The sequence below is a fragment of the Burkholderia sp. Ac-20392 genome (genome assembly GCF_017104585.1).
GTDB lineage: Bacteria > Pseudomonadota > Gammaproteobacteria > Burkholderiales > Burkholderiaceae > Burkholderia > Burkholderia lata.
Genome location: NZ_JAAGPB010001061.1, coordinates 1 through 1,022, shown reverse-complemented (window position 1 = coordinate 1,022; position 1,022 = coordinate 1). Strand labels below are relative to the sequence as shown.

Here is a 1,022-nt window from a genome sequence, read left to right as displayed (position 1 = left end):
CTGCGCGAGCACCGCTTTCGCATCGTCGAGCACCGGCGTCGCGGCGTCGGCCGCAGCCGCATCGCCGTCGCGCTCGGCCGCGAAGCCCGCATCGACGTCGACGAGCTGCGGCCGGTGCTCGACGACATACGCGCAGGTGACTTCGCCGCCGGACGCCGCCGCGATCCGGATCGCCTCGTTCAGCGCGAGACGCGCACTCGGGCTGCCGTCGAGCCCGACGAAAATCCGCTTGTACATGGTCCGTCCCTCCGACCGGGCACGCATCGCGCGTTGCGCGACGGCGGCCCGTTATCGCCACCCGGCCCGGTGCCAGGCGGCCTGCCGAATAGTCTGCCCCACGTGCCGACGCGCCCGTTGATGCGCGTCAAGCGCGGCCGGCGCGCCCGCTGCTTCACGCCGGTTGCCGCAATTTCTAGTGACCCCATTACAAAAACCGTGTAAATCGCGCACAATTTCATCTTGAAAATAGACGTTGCATGCAGCCGGTGCGAGTTTTGTCCGGTTTTGCTGCGCTGCCGAGTGCCCACGGCAGCCCCGACAACAGAATGGCTATCGAATGACCGCAAGTGGAACCCCGACGCGTGATGCCCGAGGGCCCACGCGCCTCCAGATCATGTTACGCCAGCCGCTCGCGGCCGGCGTCGTTGCGCTGTGCGCGGGCGCGGCGCTGTCGCTCGGCGTCGCGCTGCTCGTGCGCGAGCAGTGGCAAGGCGCCGTCCATACGCGTTTCGAACGCCGCACGACGCATGTGACCGCGATGCTCCGCCACGAGCTGCAATCCGGCGTGGCCGTGCTCGAAGGCGCGCGCGGTGCGTACAGCCTCGTCCCGGGCATGACGCCCGAGCAATGGCGCCGGTATGCGGACATGCTCGACCTCGACAGCAGCCGCTCGCCGGTCCGTCAGATCGGCTATGCGCCGCTGCCGCCTGCGACACGCACTGCGCTCGCCGGCGCGAAGCCGATGCCGGTCGGCACGCTCGCGACCGCCGCGCTCAGCGCACCGGCGTTGAATTCGCCCGTCG

1 protein-coding gene and 1 pseudogene are annotated in these 1,022 nt (G+C 69.6%); one reads left to right on the top strand and one right to left on the bottom strand.

Features of this window, described 5'->3' with window-relative positions; all coding sequences use genetic code 11:
* On the bottom strand, positions 1 to 237 hold a 237-nt coding region (locus G3N99_RS40775), incomplete at its 3' end, for a universal stress protein (protein ID WP_206125260.1).
* A gap of 319 nt (positions 238 to 556) precedes the next feature.
* Between G3N99_RS40775 and G3N99_RS40770 the strand changes: the two are divergent.
* Positions 557 to 1,022 (top strand): annotated as a pseudogene (locus tag G3N99_RS40770) (hypothetical protein); the annotation flags it as partial.